Annotated in this window: 10 protein-coding genes; all 10 read left to right on the forward strand. The window is 39.3% G+C overall.

Annotated features, from left to right (window positions below; genetic code table 11):
* The first annotated feature begins 10 nt into the window (after positions 1-10).
* On the forward strand, positions 11-1,627 hold the full coding sequence (locus L1283_RS02155; protein WP_286732218.1) for a DUF5008 domain-containing protein: 1,617 nt from the start codon (positions 11-13) through the stop codon (positions 1,625-1,627).
* A gap of 16 nt (positions 1,628-1,643) precedes the next feature.
* On the forward strand, positions 1,644-3,380 hold the full coding sequence (locus tag L1283_RS02160) for an alkaline phosphatase family protein (protein WP_429625715.1): 1,737 nt from the start codon (positions 1,644-1,646) through the stop codon (positions 3,378-3,380).
* A 16-nt stretch (positions 3,381-3,396) separates the two neighbouring features.
* Entirely contained in the window at positions 3,397-4,767 is a 1,371-nt protein-coding gene (locus tag L1283_RS02165; protein WP_120333024.1) for a discoidin domain-containing protein, read from the forward strand.
* Positions 4,768-4,809: 42 nt separating this feature from the next.
* On the forward strand, positions 4,810-5,853 hold the full coding sequence (locus L1283_RS02170; protein WP_429625716.1) for a PKD domain-containing protein: 1,044 nt from the start codon (positions 4,810-4,812) through the stop codon (positions 5,851-5,853).
* A gap of 257 nt (positions 5,854-6,110) precedes the next feature.
* The gene (locus tag L1283_RS02175) at positions 6,111-8,402 is read left to right on the forward strand and encodes a GH92 family glycosyl hydrolase (RefSeq protein WP_429625717.1); all 2,292 of its coding nucleotides are present in this window, start codon (positions 6,111-6,113) and stop codon (positions 8,400-8,402) included.
* Positions 8,403-8,408: 6 nt separating this feature from the next.
* On the forward strand, positions 8,409-9,341 hold the full coding sequence (locus L1283_RS02180; RefSeq protein ID WP_429625718.1) for an endonuclease/exonuclease/phosphatase family protein: 933 nt from the start codon (positions 8,409-8,411) through the stop codon (positions 9,339-9,341).
* A 145-nt stretch (positions 9,342-9,486) separates the two neighbouring features.
* Positions 9,487-9,849 (forward strand): hypothetical protein, encoded by a 363-nt coding sequence (locus tag L1283_RS02185; RefSeq protein ID WP_070561742.1) that lies wholly within the window; start codon positions 9,487-9,489, stop codon positions 9,847-9,849.
* 184 nt (positions 9,850-10,033) lie between these two features.
* On the forward strand, positions 10,034-11,140 hold the full coding sequence (locus L1283_RS02190) for an efflux RND transporter periplasmic adaptor subunit (RefSeq protein ID WP_088159977.1): 1,107 nt from the start codon (positions 10,034-10,036) through the stop codon (positions 11,138-11,140).
* 13 nt (positions 11,141-11,153) lie between these two features.
* A complete protein-coding gene (locus L1283_RS02195) occupies positions 11,154-15,704 on the forward strand; it encodes an efflux RND transporter permease subunit (protein ID WP_088159978.1) in 4,551 nt (1,516 codons plus the stop codon).
* A 164-nt stretch (positions 15,705-15,868) separates the two neighbouring features.
* The gene (locus L1283_RS02200) at positions 15,869-17,497 is read left to right on the forward strand and encodes a DUF6377 domain-containing protein (RefSeq protein WP_429625719.1); all 1,629 of its coding nucleotides are present in this window, start codon (positions 15,869-15,871) and stop codon (positions 17,495-17,497) included.
* Positions 17,498-17,623: the final 126 nt, after the last annotated feature.

Here is a 17,623-nt window from a genome sequence, read left to right on the forward strand (position 1 = left end):
TATGAAAGTTATGTACAATACGATTTGGAAATTTACAGCCCTGTTGTTTGTTATTGCTCTTTTTTTGGGATGCAATAAGAATAATAAGATGTTTTCAGCTCCTTATGAGGAAGGGCTACCGCCTTTGGATATAGAAATCAATCCAACCGATAAAATGCAACCAGAATCGGGTAAAACGGGAGTTGAGACCATCATGCGGATTAAGGGGTTAGATAAATATAAAGATAAAGCTATCATCCGATTTAACGGCGAGAAAGCACAGATTGTCGAGTTAACAGCAGATTACGTAAAGCTTAAGGTTCCGCCTTTTGCTAGTACGGGAGTGCTTTCTGTTGCAATTGACGATATTGTATTTTTTGGACCACAATTTACGGTTTTAGGAAATGTATCTATAGATCCAACTTTTCAAGTGGGGGTAGGAACAAATAATACCGTGTCTGATGTTCTTTTTTTGGAAGATGGTAAAATGATCTTTACAGGGTCCTTTACAAATTATAATAATAAAGGATCGATCCGGCCAATTAATCGTCTCGTCAGAACTTTTGCAGATGGAACGTATGATGCAAGCTTTCGTATAGGTACTGGCGCCAATAATTCGCTAAATAGCATCTTAAAATTGGGGAATTACTATTTTTTGGCAGGTTCTTTTTCGGGGTATGGGCAGCGTAATTCAGATATCAGCAATCTGACACGAATTTATACAACAGGAGCTATCGATACAATGGGCATTAAACCATTCCGACGCCCTGGGCAAACAGATACACTAAAGTATTATCCGACATTTAATGGCGGGTTTGATGGAAATATTGGAAATATTTATGAGTCTGAAGGAAAAATCTTAGCGACAGGAAATTTTAGATATTACATTCATCGCACCTATGATAAACCAAATCGGCTTGAGACAAGAGATACCGTTATTTTGGATAGTACAGAAATCAGGCATATCGCCCGATTGAATCTCGATGGTTCACTGGATAAGTCTTTTAGGTTTGGGACAGATGGCAAAGCAATGGCTGGTGGAAATGGATCTGTAGCAACTGTTTATCATAATAGTGGGGCTTTAAAGGGGAAAATTTTAGCTTATGGTTCTTTCAATAGATTTGATGGACAATCCGCAGGATATATAACACGGTTAAATGCTGATGGAACATTAGATGCTACATTTAACCCTGGTGGAGTTGGAGCGGACTACAATGTGTCTTCGGTTACTTACAATAATGTCACGAATAAATATATGGTTGTTGGAGATTTTAGTAAATACAACGGTGTAGCTGCAATAAAAGTTGTTATGTTGAATGCAAATGGAACAGTGGACCAAAGTTTCCAGGCCAAAACTTTTGAAGGAGGAAGTCCTTTCTATGCGATGCAATTAAATGATGGTTTAGTTGTCGTTTCGGGAGATTTTGCACGCTACAGTAATATTGCCCGAAATGGCTTTATGATCCTGAATTCCAATGGAGAATTGAATGGAGATTATAATACTTCTGGTTATTTCTCTGGCTTTATCAATAAAGTTGTCGAGACAAAAACAGAAGATGGAAAACGCGCATTACTTTTGATGGGCTTTTTTAGCCGATTTAATAATGAAGAAGTACATAATCTGATTCGAATTAAATTGGAACAGTAACTTAAATTTTAAACTGATGAGATCTCAAGCTAATTTTCAAAATATAAGCCGCTGGCTAATGTCTTTGGTCATGTTATCGATGTTCATGTCCTGTAAAGATGAATTCGGTCGCTTGCTGCCGGATAATGAGGGTAAACAAGATACCGTGGACCTGGTGTATGGTAAACCTAAAGTGCTCATGCTCATTGTGGATGGAGCAAGAGGAGAATCGGTTCGAACGGCAAATATTCCAACAATGAACGGTTTGCTCAGCCATTCGATTTATTCATGGGTTTCGTTAAGCGAAGAACATGACGATGCAACTGCTACTGGCGCTGATTTATCCAGTATTATTACCGGGGTAAGCCAAAATAAACATTTGGTCATTGGTGATAATTTTAAGAACAATAATTTTCAGACCTTTCCGACTGTCTATACGAGGGTCGCTTCAAATATGAAAAACCCCGAATTTAAGGTGTATAGCAGTTCTAAACTATTTGTTGATAATCTAACTCCAGTTGCGGTAGCTAAATTGGAGAGTACAGACGAAGAGGTTGTCAATGGTGTTAAGGAGGGATTAAAGCAACCCGAGTTGACAATGCTAACTGCACATTTTACAGCGGTTGATAAAGCGGGAAAGGCTAGTGCCTATGACAATAGCAGTACTTTTTATAAAGCTGCCATAGAAAATTTCGATAAGCAGGTAGGGGAAGTTATTAAAGCGTTGGAGCAACGTCCCGCTTTTAAAAAAGAGAATTGGTTGGTAATCATCACTTCGAGTAAAGGCGGCCCGTTTGAAATTCCTCCCACGCAGAATGACAATACAATCTTTAGCAACCCAAATGTTAATACCTTTACTATTTTCTACTCGCCGAAATATAATTCAAGGTATATCAATAAACCTTATTTGGGCAGTCGCTTTTCGGGAGATTTTTTAAGGTTTAAAGGCGGTATTTACGCAGAGTTGACCGAAGGGGATAATCCTGTTTTTGATCTCGGCGATAATGAGGAGTTTACCATTGAATTAAAAGTTAAGAAGAATAAAGGACCAAATAATACCTATAAATTTCCCAATTATCCATCTTTTATTGGTAAACGAGAGAAATGGGAATCAGGCGCGCCGACAAATGGATGGATTATGGCTTTCAAAGACGATTATTGGATGTTCAATGGTCGCGGTCCGAATGGAATTGGTGAGGTGAATGGTCCGAAATTGAACAATGCAACATGGAATAATGTAACAATAGTCGGAGCGTTGACAAGCGACGGTAAACGCATAGTGAAAACCTATACAAATGGTCTCCCGGGCAATGAGATGGACATTAGTTCATGGGGTTCAATCAGTAGTCCAGCAAAATTTAGGTTGGGACTGTTAAATGGGGGAAGCAATTGGAATGAAGGCGATTACTACTTGGCGGATGTTCGGTTTTGGAAAGTAGCATTGCCCTTGGCAGTTATTACGCAATATAATTGCCAAGTAGGAGTAAGTGAAGAACATCCCTATTATCCAAATCTTGCAGCAAATTGGCCTATTGTGGGAACTGTTACTGATGGTGTACTTTATGATGATGGCCCCTATGGAAATACATTGAAGATTGGGAATTCCGCCTATGAAATTTCTAAGCTGAATGATTTCCTTTGCGCTCCTTCTGTTGAAACAATAAGTACGCTAGTGCCGAAAAATACCGATATAACTGCCCAGATATTTAGCTGGTTGCAGATCGCTAGACAGGAGAATTGGCAACTAGATGGACGAGTTTGGGTAGACAAATAATCTTAAAAAAGCTAATATGAAAAGACTATTTTATTATATAACGATAATTTTGGGCTGTAGTCAATTTTTGGCTTGTTCAAAAGATAATCTAGAAGTGTTTAATTTACAAGGAGGGGCTCCTGTTCAGGTTATCGCAGAAGGTGAGGGAAAAGATCTGATCAAAACAAATGATTATGTACAAGTTCCGATGAAAGTGAAATTGAGTAGTCCTGCGTCCCAGACTTTTGATGTTGAGCTTCAATTGAATACCGATACAGTTACTAAATTAATTGAATCGGGAACACTAAAAGATGTGGTTACACTTCCGAATTCGGCATTTTCTTTTCCCAATGTAGTGAAGTTTCAATATGGTGCTGATACCACCTCTTTTTTGTTAACGATTTCGCGAACAGAAATTGAACGTGTTTACGGTAAGAAGTTTGCACTGTCGTATAAGTTGTCTAATCCAGGAAAAGGTAATCAGTTGGGAAATCCAAATAGCATAATTGTAACGATGGACTCAAAGGATCTGCTGACTGCGCAAGATATCCATTATCTTTCGATAACAAATTCACCTGGCAATATTATCCTGGCAAGCGATCATAATAATTACAATACAACACCTTCTGGAATTGAAATACCGATCGGTGTTTCGTTAGCATCCTTTCCTAGTAAATTTTTTTATGTTGAAGTGCGAGGAACAACTGATTCAATTTCAAATTGGATAACCAAGAAAAAGGTACCTGTTAACACGATCGGTTTAAAGGAGAATGAATATTCCATTCCTTCACGCGTGCAGGTTTTGGGTAATAAATCTGCAGCGGCGTTCAATATATCAATTCCTTGGGATGTTATAACCAAGAATAAAGATAAGTTTCTCGCTGTAACGGTCTACTTGAAGGATCCTACGCTGCATGTGATCAATCCTCAGAAAAATTATACTACGATTTTAATTGATTGTGCAAAGGTTGTCGAATTCGATGTAACTGGGGAAGCAACTCTAACGGTAAATCGTGATAATAATGGCGGCGCAAATGCAGGTGAGGGAAGTCTCAAGCTGGTGGATGATCTAACGAACACAAAATTCTTGCAGAGCGCATTTACAGGTGATCTGAAGTGCACACTTACATTTACCAGAACGCTGAAGATTGGAGCATATACGCTTACATCTGGAAATGACGCGATAGAACGTGATCCAAAAAGTTGGTTTCTTGAGGGATCATTAGATGGTATAAATTGGGTCACTATTGATACCAGAGTAAATGAAAGTTTCCCAAATAGAATTCAAACAAGAAGATTTAATATCCAAAAACCAGGTAATTATAAATTTTATCGCCTAAATATTACAGAAAACGTGGGAAGTAGTTTATTCCAGTGTTCTGAATGGAGGATGATCGAATTTTTATAGACAGACGGTAACTTATGGTATTACAACGATGAATTTATGAAGATGAAATTAGTAAGATATAACTTTTATATACTTTTACTGGTTACCTTATTAGGTTGCAGTAAAGAAAAGGAAGTGGTTGTTGACAAACCTCAGCTTCCCAATCCCGTTTCTGCTTTTTCTATTAAGCAGGTTGCGAAGGATGACCCATTTACTTTTGAATTTACAAATCAGTCTAAAGATTATACTGAAACGCGATGGAGCTTTGGTGACGATAGCACCTCTTCGAAAACTTCGCCGCAACATACTTTTTTAGGGACGGGTGATTTCACTGTTAGACTTAAAGTGCTCAATGAAAATGGCGATTGGGCTCAACGGGAGGAGGTCATTAAAATTGATGCGGAGAAGCTAATTCGATTCAATGCGACAAAGAACGGAACAGGAAAGTTGATCCTAAGTTATGCTAGTGATATTGCAGTTAAAGGAGTCATTTGGTCAAAGATGACTGATAAAGATAAATATGAGCAAGTTTCTGATAAGGAGAAAGCCGATATTTCGATTGAGGTGGGAAAATTCGAAACCTACCAGCTAAATGTAAAAACTCCTAAAGGATCTCAAATCATCGTTACCAAGATGCTTACAGATCTAGGCATTATAAAAGACTGGACAAATATTGATAATACCTTTCGAATCTCTCAGGACAACTCGAGCGGCCCTGATGCAGGTGAAGGATCGAAGAAGTTAATAGATGGTGATACCAAGACGAAATTATTTATTGGAGGGTATCAGCCGGGAATGTATTGGCAATTTGTATTCTATCAACCACAAATCATTAATGGTTATACCATAACAACCGGAAATGATTCTCCTGAAAGGGATCCTAAAGATTGGGAAATACAGGCCTCGGAAGATGGTGTGGCCTGGACAACGTTGCACGAAATGAAAGGAATTGGTTTTGGTACTATGCCGGCAGATAGAAATAAATCGGTCAATTTCACCTTTACGAATTCAAAACCTTACACCCATTATCGGTATGTTGTGAAATCAGTCTCCTCTGGATCAAATTTCCAAATGAGCGAATTTAGGCTTTTGGAACTACCTCAGTAGATACTAAAGAACGACATCAGCACGCTAGTTAGCGACAAGAGGGTGATTGGCTCAAAAGTAGCCGTAAGGTATTCGCTTGAAAGAGGAATACTCTACGGCTATTTTTATGTTGGGTAGGGATACGATCTACTCTTTTTTTGTAACCATCTTGTGAAAAAGACCTAGGCAATCGACTATATTTAAATTTCTTACCTATATTTACTAATACGTTTTAGCTTTTTTGCTAATAATTTTAAGCTTAACCAAACGCTTCATTTATGTTTAATATTAAAAAACTAACAGGTAGTATTCTTTTTCTATTCGCGGCGCATGCTGGAATGGCGCAACAAACCTCGCCTGTTGATTTCGTTAACCCTTTGATCGGTACTGAATCGAAGTATGAATTGTCTAATGGCAATACTTATCCTGCGATCGCTCGGCCTTGGGGTATGAATTTTTGGACCCCACAGACTGGAAATATGGGCGATGGCTGGGTATATACTTACACGGCAGATAAAATTAAAGGATTTAAGCAAACCCACCAGCCAAGCCCCTGGAACAATGATTATGGTCAGTTTTCAATCATGCCAATAACAGGCACACCGCAATTTGATCAGGAAAAGCGGGCGAGCTGGTTTTCGCATAAAGCGGAAATTGCAAAACCTTATTATTATAGCGTCTACCTTGCGGATCACGATGTGACAACAGAATTGTCTCCATCACAACGGGCAGCAATCTTTCAGTTCACATTCCCCAAAACAGACAGTGCTTATGTTATTATTGATGCATTTGATAAAGGGTCTTATATTAAAGTAATTCCGCAGGAAAATAAGATTATCGGGTATTCAACAAAAAATAGCGGTGGTGTTCCAGAGAATTTCAAGAATTACTTCGTCATTACTTTCGATAGACCATTTTCTTACAAAGCTGCTGTTAAAAGTGGAGCGATAAGTAAAGACGAATTGGAAATTCAGGATAATCACGCCGGAGCAGTCGTTGGTTTCTCTTCCTTGAAAAGAGGGGAAAAGGTCACCGCCCGTATTGCTTCTTCCTTTATAAGTTTTGAGCAGGCAGAACTTAATTTAAACGAAGTGAAGTCCAAAACATTTCAACAGGTTGTTGACGAAGGTAAAGCACAGTGGAACGAAATCCTCGGACGTGTACAGGTTGAAGACCATAATATTGACCGGTTACGTACATTTTATTCCAGCCTCTATCGTTCAACACTTTTTCCAAGGGATTTTTCTGAAATTGATGGAACAGGCAAGCGTATGCATTATAGCCCCTACAATGGGCAGGTCCTACCTGGTGAAATGTTTACAGATACAGGTTTTTGGGACACCTTTAGAAGTTTGTTTCCGCTGTTGAATTTATTATATCCATCCATGAACGATCGCATGCAAGAAGGTTTGGTGAATGCGTATAAAGAGAGTGGTTACCTTCCGGAGTGGGCTTCGCCAGGACATCGTGCATCGATGATTGGAAACAATTCTGCTTCTATTGTCGCAGATGCCTTGATGACTGATCGGAAAGGCTATGATAAAGACCTGTTATGGGAAGCGCTCAAGCATGGGGCCAATAGTGCCTATCCGAAACACTCTTCGACGGGACGCTTCGGTTATGAATATTATAATAAATTGGGCTATATACCTGCTGATGTAAAAGTAGACCAAAATGTAGCACGTTCATTGGAATATGCATACAATGACTGGTGTATTTATCAATTTGGCAAAGCACTGGGCAAACCGGAAGCTGAAACAGCTATTTATGCAACACGCGCGATGAACTATAAAAATCTGTTTGACCCAAGTACAAAACTTATGCGTGGAAAAAAAGCAGACGGATCGTTCGTCTCAGATTTTGATCCAAGTGCCTGGTCAAGAGAATATACGGAGGGAAATGCTTGGCATTGGAGTTTTTGTGTGTTCCATGACCCTCAGGGTTTAATTAATTTGATGGGTGGTAATAAATCATTTGTGTCCATGTTGGATACGGTGTTTGTTATTCCGAGTTATGAGGGCATGAAAAGTCGCGGAATGATCCATGAAATGCGTGAAATGCAGGTGATGAATATGGGGCAGTATGCGCATGGAAATCAGCCTATCCAACATATGCCCTATCTGTATAATTATGCTGCAGAGCCCTGGAAAGCACAATATTGGGTACGCAAAATAATGGATAAACTTTATTTGCCTACACCAGACGGCTATTGTGGTGATGAAGATAATGGGCAGACTTCAGCCTGGTATGTCTTCTCTTCGCTGGGATTTTATCCTGTTTCTCCTGCCTCGGGCGAATACGTGATTGGTTCACCACAATTCGATAAGGTGACACTAAATCTCGAAAATGGGAAAAAAGTGAATATCCAAGCTAAACAACAGGGAGCAAATCAGGTCTACGTAGATCAACTAACTTGGAATGGAAAGCCTTATAGTCATAATTATATCCGTTATAAAGATTTATTGCAGGGTGCCAAACTTGATTTCAAAATGAGCGAAGCACCGAATAAAAATAGAGGTACAAAAAAAGAAGATGCTCCATATTCCTTTAGTAACGAAAAAATAAAATAATATATTATGAAGCAATTACGTATTATATCGCTAAGTCTTATTTTTGTAATCAATTTATTTGTTTTAAATGCCTTTTCACAAAATTCAATAGGTCTTACAGTAGGAAGCTACAACATCCGTTATGACAATGACGGAGATCGTAAAAATGGTAACGGTTGGGATCAGCGATTTCCAGTAATCACTTCTTTAATTGATTTTGTGGATTACGATGTTTTTGGAGCACAGGAGGTATTGGTAAATCAATTGGTAGATTTGAAAAAACGTCTTACTGATTATGATTATGTTGGTGTTGGTCGGGATGACGGTAAAGTTGCGGGAGAGTTTGCGCCTATATTTTTCAAAAAGAAGAAATTTAAGAAATTAAAAAGTGGCGTCTTCTGGCTTTCTGAGACGCCAGATCGCCCTTCAAAAGGTTGGGATGCTGCCTTACCTCGTATTTGTACTTGGGTGCAGTTGCAGGAAATTAATTCTGGGAAGAAATTTTGGTACTTTAATTTGCATATGGATCATGTTGGTGTCAAAGCCCGGGGAAAAAGTAGTCGGTTGGTTGTCAAAAAAATGAAAGAGTTTGTAAAAGGGGAACTAGCTATATTGACCGGTGATTTCAATGTCGATCAAAATAATGAAATTTATAACATCCTACAAGAATCCGATTTTATAGAAGATAGTTTTGAGCTTGCTCCGACTAAATTTACATGGAACGGTACATTTAATGCTTTCGATAATAATCTTTGGACAGACAGCCGTATAGATCATGTATTCGTAACTCCTCGGATTAAAGTAAAGCATTATGCTGTTTTAACAGAATCTTATCGTAGTGCTAAAGAAAATAGTGAAGAGGTTAAAAAGGGTGATTTCCCTAAAGAACTTTCTTTTAAACAGTACGAGACAAGATTACCATCGGATCATTTTCCATTAGTGGTGAAAATCAAATTGTAACATTTGAAATTTATCGCCTTTAATCTAATAAACTAGAGATATTTAAGGACATGACAGCTAATTTTTTAGGCTGTCATGGTTTTTTTACACGAATAAAATAATCTTAGCTATTTAAAGTCATACCTTTGTGATTCGAAATTTCGATATGTTAGGCAAAATATTTCATTTTTTAACACTCTTTGCATACCTTAATCTGTTGACCTATGAGTCTTTCTCTTCGGCAACTGGACAGGTGCTGCATGCAGGTGAGACCATTGTGGAGTATTTTCTGGATGACGTATTGGATTTGGAACCCATTCATTCTTCCCAAGAAGAAAAAGTACTATTGCAAGATGATTATCGTATATTTTCACTCAATAGTCAAGTACTACCAATTTTTATTTTTGTTTTTGGAATCGTCTTTACTGCATTATGTTTTGCAAAAGATGATGAACATCCTTTTTACCGATCTAAAACCCTATGCTTACCAGGGTATTATCGCTTCCTATCCCGTTTTAGGCCATTCTAGTTACGCTCCTCTAATTTTCTAGCGGAGGCTGCAACAATTTAGTTTTATTTCTATATATGGTATGGAAGGCTTTGGGCCGCTCTTTACGCTATAGAATTGCTGTAGCTCCCATCTAACACATTCTCCTAACGACTGATTTTAAAATACCGTAGGAGGGTTTAACATTTTACATTTTTTATCGTTTATGAAGAAATTACTTTTACTGTGCCTTTTCGTGGGTATGGTTGGGATGCTGGCTTCATGCCATTCATCCAACGCTAACGCTGATTCGAAAGAAGAACTCAAAAATATACCTGTAGTACCTTTAATGGTAATGGATACGACTGTTTATCAGGAGTATATTGCGGATGTTCAAGCCCTAAAAAACGTCGAAATTCGTTCCAAATTGAATGGCTTTTTGGATAAAATTTATGTAGACGAGGGGGCTTGGGTAAAGAAAGGCCAAATGCTGTTTAAGTATAATAATGAGGAATATCGTTCGGAATTAGCCAAGGCCAAAGCACAGTATGATAATGCCATTGCCGAAGCGCAAAAGATTAAGCTGGAAATGGAACGAACTCAAAAATTGGTTGACAAGAATATTGTAAGCTCTTCCGAATATAATTTATTAAAAATTCAATTAAAAGCGGCCAATTCTAAGATAGAAGAAGCCCGAGCTTTGGTTAATCAGGCACAGACAAGATTGGACTATACTGTTATACAGGCTCCTTTTGACGGCCGTATAGACCGTATCTTATTGAGAGAAGGCTCTTTATTGACCGAGGGTAGCTTAATTACGACGATCTCCGATTTAAGCAAAGTGAACGTTTATTTTGATATTTCTGAAAGAGAGTATCTGACACTTATGCGTGATAAACTGGACGGTAAGGAAACGCAAAAATCGGTCAAGTTAATTTTGGCCAATGGTGAGCTGTATCCACACGAGGGAATTGCCCATTTGGTAGAAAGTGAATTTGAAGCCAATACGGGATCCATTGCCCTTCGGGTTCAATTTCCCAATGCCGAGCATATCTTAAAGCATGGCGCAACAGGTAAGATTGCGGTGCCAATGCAGACAGGGGAACATACCTTTGTACACCAAAAATCAGTATTTGAAATTCAGGATAAGACATACGTTTATACAGTACAGGCAGATAGTACCGTAAAAATGACACCTTTTACAGCGGGCCCGCGTGTGGGGCATTATTACATTGTGGATGGAGGTTTAGATCCCAACGCCAAGATTGTCTATGAGGGAGTACAGGGACTGCGGAGTGGAATGAAGATTAATCCAAAAATGAGGAAACTGTAGGGGAGGATAAATTATGTTTGAAACATTTATAAAACGACCCATATTGTCGTTGGTTATTTCGGTGTTTATTACACTTTTAGGGTTGTTGGCCTTATTTACATTGCCCATCACACAATTTCCGGACATTGTACCACCTTCGGTAGTCGTCAATGCCAATTATACAGGTGCCAATGCTGAGGTGAGTACAAATGCTGTCGCTATTCCTTTGGAAAAAGCAATCAACGGTGTAGCTGGGATGACTTACATGAATTCAGTGTCTACCAATAACGGCAGCACGGTTATTCAAATCTTTTTTGAAGTTGGTACAGATCCAGATATTGCGGCTGTAAACGTACAGAATAGGGTAACTACTGTATTGGATGAACTCCCTGAAGAGGTCATCAAAGCAGGGGTAACCACCGAAAAAGAGGTCAACTCCATGCTGATGTATCTGAATGTTTTTACCGATGATGAAACTGCGGATGAAAGATTCATTTACAATTTCGCAGATATCAACATTCTAAAGGAACTGAAACGGATCGAAGGTGTCGGTCTCGCTCAGATTATGGGAATGCGTGATTATGCAATGCGTGTATGGGTTAAACCTGACCGTATGGCAGCTTATAATATCTCTACGGAGGATGTGGTGGCCGCATTACGAAAACAGAATATCGAGGCTGCGCCAGGACAAACCGGTATCAGTTCCGATAAAATGCGTAACATGCAACAATATGTATTGCGTTATCCAGGTAAATTCACTGAAATTGAGGAATATGCCAATATACCTATTCGAGCTACTTCAAATGGTTCTATTATCCGTATAAAAGACGTAGCAGATGTTGAATTTGGTTCATTGGATTATGAAATGGTATCCAAAACTGATGGACGTCCATCCGCATCCATCATGCTAAAGCAATTGCCGGGATCAAATGCACAAGAGGTTATTCAGCGTGTAAAAGACCGCATGGCAGAATTGAAAGAAACGCAATTCCCGACTGGCATGACCTATACCATGGGGTATGATGTGTCGCGGTTTTTGGATGCCTCAATTTCTTCTGTCATCAAAACCTTATTGGAGGCTTTTCTTTTAGTTTTTATCGTTGTATTTATCTTTTTACAGGATTTTAGGGCGACTATTATACCAATTTTGGCTGTACCAGTGTGTTTGATTGGGGCATTATTTTTTATGCAGATGTTAGGTTTCTCAATCAACCTACTGACCTTGTTTGCCTTGGTACTGGCCATAGGTATTGTAGTAGACAATGGAATTGTCGTTGTCGAGGCTGTATATGCAAAAATGGAAGAAGAACATCTTCAACCTATGGAAGCGACATTGGAGGCAATGAAAGAAGTCGGTGGCGCTGTTGTGGCCATTACGTTGGTAATGTCTGCCGTGTTTGTTCCTGTTGCCTTTCTTTCAGGGCCGGTGGGGATATTTTATCGTCAATTTTCATTGACGCTCGCGGCTGCCATTGTTATTTCAGGTATCAACGCGTTGACATTGACACCCGCTTTATGTGCGCTTTTCCTAAAATCGCCCCATGACCGTAAACCTTCGAATAACTGGTTGGACCGTTTCTTTAAAAAATTCAATGCCATTTATGACAAGACTGCCTTCGGCTATAAGGGAATTTTGGTAAAAACCAGTGCGCGACGTGGACTGACTCTCCTTCTACTTGGAGGATTCTTTCTAGCGACCTGGGGAAGTAGTGCCATCTTACCCTCAGGTTTTATTCCAACCGAGGATCAAGGAATGATCTATGTAGCTGTAACAACCCCACCGGGAGCAACCGTAGACCGTACAGAACGTGTTTTGGATAAAATTGACTCCGTATCACGGAAACTCGATATTGTTGAAACGGTGTCTACATTGTCGGGGTATAGTATCATAACTGAAGTATCTGGTGCTTCTTATGGGATGGGGATGATCAATCTTAAACCTTGGAAAGAGCGAGATCAAACGGTAAATGATGTCATTAAAGAATTGCGGGATAAAACAAAGGATTTTGCTGATGGAGAGATTGAATTCTTTCCGCCGCCAACAGTCCCCGGTTTTGGTAACTCTTCGGGTTTTGAATTACGTTTATTGGACCGTAGCGGTAATGAGGATCTCAACAAGACGGCCGAGGTATTACAGAAGTTTATGGACGATATGGAAAAAAGTGATGTTCTTCAGGACATCAACTCCAGTTTTGATGTGAACTTTCCACAGTATATGCTGAAGGTGGACTACGATATGGCTGCAAAAAAAGGAATATCGGTGGAGAATGCCATGAATACGCTGCAGACCTTAATGGGAAGTCTTTACGCGACAAATTTCATCCGTTACGGACAGATGTATAAAGTCATGGTACAGGCTGGTCCCGAATATCGCCAAAGACCAGAAGATGTATTACGCTTATATGTGAAGAATGAGACGGGTGAGATGGTACCATACAATGCCTTTATTTCGATGGAAAGAATTTATGGTCCTGAACAAATTACCCGTTACAATATGTTTAGTTCAGCAATGATTACTGGACAGTCTTCAGCTGGTTTCAGCTCCGGGCAAGCTATCGAAGAAGTCGAGAAAATTGCATCATCTTTGCCGCAAGGGTATAGTATCGAATGGTCGGGGATGACTCGTGAACAGAAAATCTCCGGAAATCAGGCCTTGTATATTTTTGCACTCTGTCTTCTGTTTGTTTATCTGTTGTTATGTGCACAGTATGAAAGCTTTCTGTTGCCTTTACCTGTTCTGCTCTGTCTTCCGGCAGGGATCTTTGGTGCATTTATCTTCTTGAAAGTCTTTGGATTGGAAAACAATATCTATGCGCAGGTCGCATTGGTCATGCTGATTGGTTTGCTAGGTAAGAATGCGATCCTGATTGTGGAATATGCCAATTTGAAATATAAGCAGGGAATGGATATCGTGACCGCTTCAATCGAAGGAGCTGTTGCCCGTTTGCGTCCGATATTAATGACTTCCTTTGCATTTATTGCAGGTCTAATTCCCTTGATGATGGCCAGTGGAGCAGGAGCATTGGGTAACCGAAGTATCGGTACCGCTGCGGTGGGAGGAATGCTTATCGGAACCATACTCGGGGTAATTGTCATCCCGGGATTAGTGATCTTATTTTCAAAAAAAGACAACAAGAAACAGGTCGTTAAAAAAGCTTCTTTAGTCATAGCTGCACTTATTTTATTTGGTAGTTGCTCGGTTCCCAAAAAAACGCTTCAACCGGAGAAATTAAATGTACCGACTTCTTTTTCCAAACATCTTTCTCCAGATAGTTTAAATGTAGGAAGCCGGTCTTGGAAGGAAATTTTTAAAGATCCGAAGTTGGTTTCTCTAATTGATTCTGCGCTGCAGAACAATTTAGATATACGTCAATCCATTTTGCGGTTGGAATCTGCACAAGCGTATTTTAAACAACGGAAGGCGGCCTTGGGGCCAACTGTAGAGGCTGCAGTAGAAGGAGGAATTCGGAAATATGGGCATTATACAGAATCAGGAATAGGTAATTATGATTCAAATTTTTCGGAGAACTTGAAAAGTGATGAAAAATTGCCCGAACCATTTATCCCAGATTATTTTATAGGACTTCGTTCGTCCTGGGAGATTGATCTTTGGGGAAAGTTGAAGAGTCAAAAGCAGGCCGCTTATTTTAGCTTTTTAGCTGAGCAGGAAGGCAAGCGTCTATTAGAAACGGAATTGGTATCCAATATTGCGACAGCTTATTATGAACTAATTGCTTTGGATCAAAAGATAAAAGTTTACAATCGGAATATTGAATTACATAAAAATGCACTGGAGGTTGTTGAGGTGAAAAAAGATGCCGGTTATGCGACTGAACTTTCTGTGCAACAATTTAAAGCACTATTAGCCAACTCGAAAGCTGCCAAAGAACAATTGAGTCAGGAAATAGCACTTTGGGAACACCATATCAACGGCCTGTTGGGGCGTTTTTATCAACCTATTGTAAGAAGTACATATACCGAAAATGCAGATTTGTATCATGCAATGCGTTTTGGTACGCCAGATGATCTCGTGAACCAACGCCCAGATATTAAAGCCGCTTATTTGAAAGTCATTGCATCTTCGAATAATCAGGAAGCGTCACGTTTGGCTTTTTTGCCTTCTGTTGCAATAAGTCCATTTATCGGATTACAGAGCTTTAGCTTTAACAAGTTATTTAATTTGGATAAATCTATTGCGTATAATTTATTTGGCGGTATTACACTGCCGATATTTAATCAAAGACAGCTTAAAACGCAGTATGAGATCGCGAAAGCAGATTATGGAATTGCGTTTGTAGACTATGAAAAAGCAGTTGTAAACGCTTATAACGAAGTTTCCAATGTTGTCATGACGCAAGAGGCGATCGTCAAACGACGTAGCTTTGTCGATGAACATGTTCAAGCGTTAAACCTCTCTATTGAAGCGGCACAGGAACTATTTATTGCTGGGCGGGTGACTTCTCTCGATGTCGTTACAGCACAAAAAGAGTCTCTGGAAGCCCAAATCGGAAAAGTAGAATTGGAGAAAGAGAATACTTTAAATCAGATTCTACTTTACAAAGCCTTGGGAGGAGGTTGGAAATAGGTGATTAAGGATTAAAAAGAAAACTATTTTTCATGCGATAAAGAATTAACTTGTTAATTCTTGGACCCTTAACTGGGTCAGGGGAAGAGGCCGTCGTGAGACGTCCTCTTTTTTGTTGTTATTTTTATGTAGTTTAGTCTACACTATCTTGAACCGATTTTATTATGTTGCAGCGCATTTTTCTTTTTATTCTTTTCGCACATTTTAGTCTTTACCTATCTGCACAAGTGGCTTCCGATAGCACCCGGGTTTTGCAACGATTGGAATATCTGATGGAAAATCAGAAAATTTACATCAAGAACCGTGAAGATAAATTGGAGAAATTAAAACAGGAGGCAAAAGCATTAGAAGGCAATCCTGCTCAATTTTTGAAGAAGAACTACGAAATCTTTGAAAATTATAAGAAGTTTGATTCTGACGCAGCGCTTACTTATATTTTACTGTGTCAAAAGCTCGCTCCACCGCATAATGACTCCTTGCAGGCAGTGATTCATCTCGATTTGGCCTGGGTGTATTCCACCATCGGACGATATATAGAAGCTTCACAATTGTTGAAGCAAGTCGAATCTGCTCATCTTGGCCGGGATCTCCTGGCAAAATATTACGATACCTACAGCTCCTTTTATAGTCATTACGGTCAGAGCAATAATCGGTCAGAATATTACCAGGCAAGTGAAAAATATCGTGATTCTTTGTTAACGGTACTACCGAAGTCTTCCTTGGAATATCGTACCACCATTGCGATAAAAACGCTGTTTAACGGTAACCGGGAGGACGCTAAAAAGCAATTGTTAATCCTATGGAATGAGAATAAAAAGGATATTGAGCAGCGCGCGCTGATCGCCTATTTTATGGGGCTCATTTATAAATATGAAAAGGATACGAAAAGCCAAATTTACTACCTTTCAATATCGGCCAGTGCAGATATTGAAATGGCAAATCGTGATAACGCATCTTTTCATGATCTGGCGTTAACGTATTACGACCAACAGGATTTTGATCGGGCTTTTCAGTTTATTGAAAAAGCAATCGACGATGCGATGTTATGTAAAGTACGGTATCGCATTATTGAGGGGACCTCTTCTTATCCCATTATCAATGCCGCCTATCAGCAGAAAATCAGTAGTCAAAATCGACAATTGGTTGGACTGGTCATTATCGTTAGTATTTTATTGATCGGTGTCATTATTGGACTTGTTGTTATCTATAGACAGGTACAACATTTGCGGCGAATACGATCAGAATTGTCTGCCACAAATCAGCAGCTTCGCTCATTGAATAACGAAATTAACCAGACTAACCTTAAATTGTCGGAATCCAACCATATTAAAGAAGAATATATCGCCCAATTTTTTGACATGTGTTCGAGTTACATCGATAAAATGGAAGATATCAGAAAGGCATTACTGAAAAAAGCGACAAATCAGCAATGGGATGCACTGCGGGAACAGTTAAAGTCAACGCAAATGGAAGAAAGGGAAGTGCAGCAGCTTTATGTTAATTTTGATCGTATCTTTTTAAATCTATATCCAACCTTTGTTGATGAATTCAATGCACTACTGCAGGAAGAGGAGAAGATCTATCCCAAAAAGACAGAATTGTTAAATACCGAACTTCGGATATTCGCATTGATTCGATTAGGGATCGATGATTCCGTGAAGATTGCAAGTTTCCTGCGATACTCGCTTCGAACGGTTTATAATTACAGAACAAAAGTACGGAATAAAGCCGCGGGAAATCGTGATGCTTTCGAGGCGGCTGTATGTCAGATTGCGGTGATCGACCGGGCATAAAATGTGCTATAATACCCGAAAATTAGCTATGTTAAAGACAATTGTACGCTCCTTTAGGTACTTTTTAAGGGTGTGTATTTTTTATAGGTATCTTGTTTTTAGTTATTTATGTTTTTTCTTCGGTAC

The organism is Sphingobacterium sp. HSC-15S19, assembly GCF_050433745.1.
GTDB classification, from domain to species: domain Bacteria; phylum Bacteroidota; class Bacteroidia; order Sphingobacteriales; family Sphingobacteriaceae; genus Sphingobacterium; species Sphingobacterium siyangense.

Excerpts from the sequence above, each read along its gene's own strand:
- L1283_RS02155 (WP_286732218.1), top strand. The coding sequence starts at position 11 with ATGTACAATACGATTTGGAAATTTACAGCCCTGTTGTTTGTTATTGCT.
- L1283_RS02160 (WP_429625715.1), top strand. The coding sequence starts at position 1,644 with ATGAGATCTCAAGCTAATTTTCAAAATATAAGCCGCTGGCTAATGTCT.
- L1283_RS02165 (WP_120333024.1), top strand. The coding sequence starts at position 3,397 with ATGAAAAGACTATTTTATTATATAACGATAATTTTGGGCTGTAGTCAA.
- L1283_RS02170 (WP_429625716.1), top strand. The coding sequence starts at position 4,810 with ATGAAATTAGTAAGATATAACTTTTATATACTTTTACTGGTTACCTTA.
- L1283_RS02175 (WP_429625717.1), top strand. The coding sequence starts at position 6,111 with ATGTTTAATATTAAAAAACTAACAGGTAGTATTCTTTTTCTATTCGCG.
- L1283_RS02180 (WP_429625718.1), top strand. The coding sequence starts at position 8,409 with ATGAAGCAATTACGTATTATATCGCTAAGTCTTATTTTTGTAATCAAT.
- L1283_RS02185 (WP_070561742.1), top strand. The coding sequence starts at position 9,487 with ATGTTAGGCAAAATATTTCATTTTTTAACACTCTTTGCATACCTTAAT.
- L1283_RS02190 (WP_088159977.1), top strand. The coding sequence starts at position 10,034 with ATGAAGAAATTACTTTTACTGTGCCTTTTCGTGGGTATGGTTGGGATG.
- L1283_RS02195 (WP_088159978.1), top strand. The coding sequence starts at position 11,154 with ATGTTTGAAACATTTATAAAACGACCCATATTGTCGTTGGTTATTTCG.
- L1283_RS02200 (WP_429625719.1), top strand. The coding sequence starts at position 15,869 with ATGTTGCAGCGCATTTTTCTTTTTATTCTTTTCGCACATTTTAGTCTT.